At 47.6% G+C, this 4,576-nt stretch carries 3 protein-coding genes; 2 read left to right on the top strand and 1 reads right to left on the bottom strand.

Annotated features, from left to right (window positions below; all coding sequences use genetic code 11):
- The first annotated feature begins 332 nt into the window (after positions 1 to 332).
- Positions 333 to 980 (top strand): peptide-methionine (S)-S-oxide reductase MsrA, encoded by a 648-nt coding sequence (msrA, locus tag ACR2PX_RS28375; RefSeq protein WP_434002713.1) that lies wholly within the window; start codon positions 333 to 335, stop codon positions 978 to 980.
- Positions 981 to 1,227: 247 nt separating this feature from the next.
- On the opposite strand, the gene mnmC is transcribed toward msrA, so the two are convergent.
- On the bottom strand, positions 1,228 to 3,252 hold the full coding sequence (mnmC, locus tag ACR2PX_RS28370) for a bifunctional tRNA (5-methylaminomethyl-2-thiouridine)(34)-methyltransferase MnmD/FAD-dependent 5-carboxymethylaminomethyl-2-thiouridine(34) oxidoreductase MnmC (RefSeq protein ID WP_434002712.1): 2,025 nt from the start codon (positions 3,250 to 3,252) through the stop codon (positions 1,228 to 1,230).
- Positions 3,253 to 3,486: 234 nt separating this feature from the next.
- Between mnmC and ACR2PX_RS28365 the strand changes: the two genes are divergently transcribed.
- Positions 3,487 to 4,266, top strand: a complete 780-nt coding sequence (locus ACR2PX_RS28365; protein WP_434002711.1) for a class I SAM-dependent methyltransferase — start codon at positions 3,487 to 3,489, stop codon at positions 4,264 to 4,266.
- Positions 4,267 to 4,576: the final 310 nt, after the last annotated feature.

Below are 4,576 nucleotides of genomic sequence, written 5' to 3'. Positions count from 1 at the left end.
GCCTGATTTGGCCATTTTTTATGATTCTTTTCGTTGAATAGCTCGCTATTCGCCTCAAATAATCATAAAAACTGTCTCAAACCGGACTTTTCCTCGCTACGGTCGGCTAAGTCCGACAGACTCCTAGTGACAGAAAGGTTTTCAACTGAAATGATTCGAAAGGGTTTGATGTTGGCCTGTGAAACTCAAAGTGTCATGCCATCGTATAAAACCAACAGGAATGGCAGAATGGTGTGTATTCATTTTGTAATAAACCACCATTCATCGAAAATGCAGGTTGAATTTCCAGGTTCAAGCGCCATAAAACAATAATGATTCTCAGGAATTGAAGGATGAGAGCTTTGTTTGAAAAACATCAATTGCCCAGTGAAGAAAGCGCTCTGAAAGGGCGTGATCAAGCCGTGTCAGTACCTGCTGAACACTTTGTGAATGCTCATGTCATGAAGCCACCGTTTCCCGGTGAGCTGGAGGTCATCTATCTTGGTCTGGGTTGTTTCTGGGGAGCTGAAAGGTTGTTCTGGAAACAGGAAGGGGTCTGGACGACCGCTGTAGGGTATGCCGGTGGATATACTCCAAACCCGACCTACGAAGAAGTCTGCAGTGGTGGCACCGGCCATACTGAAGTGGTCATGGTGGCTTTTGATCCGAACATCATCAGCCTGGATTCGTTGCTGAAGTTGTTTTGGGAATCTCATGATCCTACCCAGGGAATGCAGCAGGGTAATGATCGGGGAACGCAGTACCGCTCTGCTATTTATACCACCTCGGATGAACAGCGTGAAAAGGCTCGGGAATCCATGGCTCAATATCAGATTGCATTGAGTGAGGGCAGTAAGGGCCGTATTACAACAGAAGTGGTGGATGCACCGGTGTTTTATTACGCAGAGGCTTATCATCAGCAATATCTGGCAAAAAATCCGGAAGGTTACTGTGGGCTGGGAGGTACAGGTATCTGCCTGCCTCCTTCATTGCAGAGTTAAGCCTTGTTTAACCAGTCAGGTGGTTTTTTTGCAGGCAAAAAAAACCGGACAGTCTCGAAGAGGGGAGAACTGTCCGGACGCAGTTTGCTGAACGAGTATCCTTAAAGTGTTGTTAACACCGATGTGGCTAAAGATAGACTTGCTTTTGTTTCTTCTCCCTGAGTAAATGCCCTTCAATTTCTTCGTAATACCGCTATTTATGATCGGTCATTACTTATTTCTGTGGAAAGCGAGAACGGCTGGGTAGTTATATCCGGTTTCGACTCAGTGCTCTCACCAGAAACCGGGTAGGGTTCAAATGATTCAGTAGATCAGTGGTGACCGGTGAGCACTCGCCACTCATCTGTGCGGCCAGTAATTCTCCGGAAAGAGGTGCTGTTACCAGTCCTCTGGAGCCATGACCGGCGTTGATATAGAGGCCGTTGAGGTATCTTGGCGGCTGAGTAAATGGGTGTTTCATGTTCTTCCTGAGCATGGAAAAGTCTTCCTGAAACTGTTCCTGATCAACAATGGCCCCTACGGCAGGCATGTAATCGGGGGTGGTGCAGCGGAAGCTGGCTCTGCCTCCTAAAACATGAGCTTCAGCCCCTCCCAGAGCGTTATACAGTTCTGGGGCGAAGTCCTCTTGCATTGACAGGTTTTTCTCATGATCCTGGTTCAAAACTTCAACCGAGTCACTTTTAAAGTCGAAAGTGGCTCCAATGGTATGCCGGCCATTGATGGCCGGAGCGGCATACCCTTCTCCACAGACCGTTGTTTTCAGTGACGAGCTTTCATCCGTGCTACGGATCTCGGTAATTTGGCCTCTGATATTTTTCAGCGGTATGTAGGCCAGTGGTTGTATTCGGGTGGAAGCTTTGGCACAGGCAATGATCACGTTCTGGGACTGCATTGTGCGGGGCTTATCTTCACTCTGAAGGTGCAAAGTCCATTTATCTGGCCCTGCTTCCAGGGATTGCAGTCTCGTGTTAGAAACTAAATTGATATTGTCATGCTGTACCAGTGTCTGGCAAAAATGAGGAGGGTCAACCCAGCCTGCTTCCGGGAAGTACAGGCCGTCATGATCGAGTCGCAAGCCTGCCCGTTGTGACAGCTCATGACGGGACAGAAAGCTCAAAAAGTCCTCAGGGAAATGCTGAGCCAGCTCCTGATGACGTTTTCGAACCTTGTCATTAATAGCCAGTTGTATAACACCTGACTGCTGCCAGAGGTCAGGGTGGACATGGGCGTAAGTGTTTAATAGATGGATTGAATAGAGGTAACCCTGGCTGATAAATCGACTGAGGGGCGTCTGATTGGCCGACAGCTTGGTATACAGAATGCCCTGGGGATTTCCGGATGCTTCCATAGCGAGGGCGCTATGCTGTTCCAGCAAGGTGACCTGCCAGCCTCTTTCGGCCAGTGCCCGGGCCGTACTGCAGCCTGCCAGTCCTCCGCCAACGACAATAGCGCTCTGAGTGGTCTCATTGTCATGAGGCCTGTTGGTATTTTGAAACCATAACGGTTGGGCTGTGGATGCTTGCGCTTTCTGGATCAGTTTGCCTTTTATCATTTCTCGCTTTTGACCGAATCCAACGTTTTTTTCTACGCTGAATCCTGCCTGACTGAGCCCGTCCCTGACGGTTCTGGCGGCTGTGAAGGTAGCGTAGGTGGTTCCCGGATGACTCTTGGCCGCCATGGCATTAAAGAGTTCTGATTGCCACATATCAGGGTTTTTGGCCGGGCTGAAGCCGTCTAGAAACCAGGCGTCCACCCGACCTTCAAGCTGAGGCAGGGAATTCAATACATCACCCAGGCACAGCGTCAGTTTTATTCTTCCATGAGCAAAGCTGAAATGCTGTTGGCCTTCAATGACAGGTATATAGCATTCCACCAGTTGCCTTGAGTAGTTCGCCAGTTCAGGCCACATGGAGAAGACCTGCTGAAGATCTTTACTCTTCAAAGGGTGCTTTTCGGTTGAGATGAAATGAAGTCTTGCTGACTCCGGAGCCTCTTGCTCAAAGCAGGCCCAGGCACACAGGAAGTTGAGACCTGTTCCAAAGCCGGTTTCACCAAGAGTGAAACACTCGTTGTGTCTTAGTGTCTTGAAACGATCGGGTAAATCGTTACCGTTGATAAAAACATGCTGGGATTCTTCAACACCCGACACAGTAGAAAAGTAAAAATCATCAAACCCGGTGGAGGCGGGCTGCCCGTTTTCGTTCCATTCAAGGTCTGCATGAGTCAGGGGTGGTGTTGCGTTCGGCTGAAGAGGCGAGTCTTTCTTGCTCATGCAGAGTCTCTATATCATTGGTTTCTATGATGGGGTGACATTCATTCCATGTGATACAGCAAAGTGTGCGGGTAGTTTACCGAATGTCGATTGGAAGGTTGTCCATTGACGGCAAATCTACCGGTGGGTAATGGGGTTGTCAATTGATGCAGAGTTGAAGTATTCAAAGTCAATAATTTGCTATATCGACTAAGCTACGAGCATTCTCAAATACGTTTTAGGCATGGTGTGAATATGAATAATCTTTTATCTCGATTGCCTTTTGATCCGACCTTGCATCATGCTGGCTATGCCTTTGATGTCGATAACATTCTGTTGGATCAGTGGTTGGAGAGTTGGAATAGTACCCATCCTCTGCTGGATCTGGGGTGTGGAAATTGTAGAAACAGTCGAAAGGCTGCTGAACAAGGGATTAAGGTAGTCGCTACTGAGATTTGTGAAGAAACGCTCAAAGCTATTTCAGGGATACAGAAGAATCAGGGTATTGATTTTCGATTCATGAAGCTACCAGATCAAGTGCTGTTTGCTGATGAGAGTTTCTCAGGCATTTTGTGTGCGGAGGTTTTTCACTTTCTTGATCATCACGAAATTATTGCCAGTCTTTGGGAGTTGCATCGGATACTGGTGCAAGGTGGACAATTGTTCCTGACTTGTGAGTCTGAGGAGTATGAATTTATTCAGCCATTGGGTTTTGCTGCTGATAGAGCAAGGATGCGTGAGCAATTCCCTCTACATCTTGGTCCACTGGTTGATATTTATGAGCTGCTTGATGGGATGAGTAAGCCACTTCCGGAAACACACCCAATCTGGTCTTACATGGAAATGTTTAAAGACAATGCAGCGCCCGCACTGATGAACTTTCTCAATCTGGATCAACTGGTTCTAGCCTGTAAAAGACTTGGGTTTGAAATTGAGAGTGCTGGAATGGGAAGGGCTGATCACTACCCTGTCTGGGTGCACGGTGAGCATGATCAGATTCGCTTGATCCTGAAGAAGACGAGTTCATTGTTCTGAATCCTAAAATTCAGTTCTGGCTGAGAAACGTTTCTTGCAGACTTTCGCTGCATTGAAGCGATCCAGCCCTGAAAAGGGAGGGGGGTAGAAGAAACCCTGTTGCCAGAAGCTATACAGTCATCAGCCATAGAAAGGACAGTATTGGGCCGCTTTGATACAGGCAATGATAGCTCCATCATAATGTCCAGGAGCCTGTCGGACTTATGCTTTCGAGCATACTCTCTATTGAAGAGTCAGTAGAACGAGTCGACAGTCTTGAGCGTTCTAGACAGCTTCGATGGATTCGTGAGAATAGTTGACCTATTTAATC

Origin of the sequence: Endozoicomonas sp., assembly GCF_051008435.1 — a bacterium.
Lineage (GTDB): Bacteria > Pseudomonadota > Gammaproteobacteria > Pseudomonadales > Endozoicomonadaceae > Endozoicomonas_A.
The sequence above is the reverse complement of the archived record's forward strand: the minus strand, read 5'-3'. Positions and strand labels throughout refer to the sequence as shown.

Bases quoted from the DNA above. Each gene is read 5' to 3' on its own strand.
- msrA (WP_434002713.1), top strand. From the start codon at position 333: ATGAGAGCTTTGTTTGAAAAACATCAATTGCCCAGTGAAGAAAGCGCT.
- mnmC (WP_434002712.1), bottom strand. From the start codon at position 3,252: ATGAGCAAGAAAGACTCGCCTCTTCAGCCGAACGCAACACCACCCCTG.
- ACR2PX_RS28365 (WP_434002711.1), top strand. From the start codon at position 3,487: ATGAATAATCTTTTATCTCGATTGCCTTTTGATCCGACCTTGCATCAT.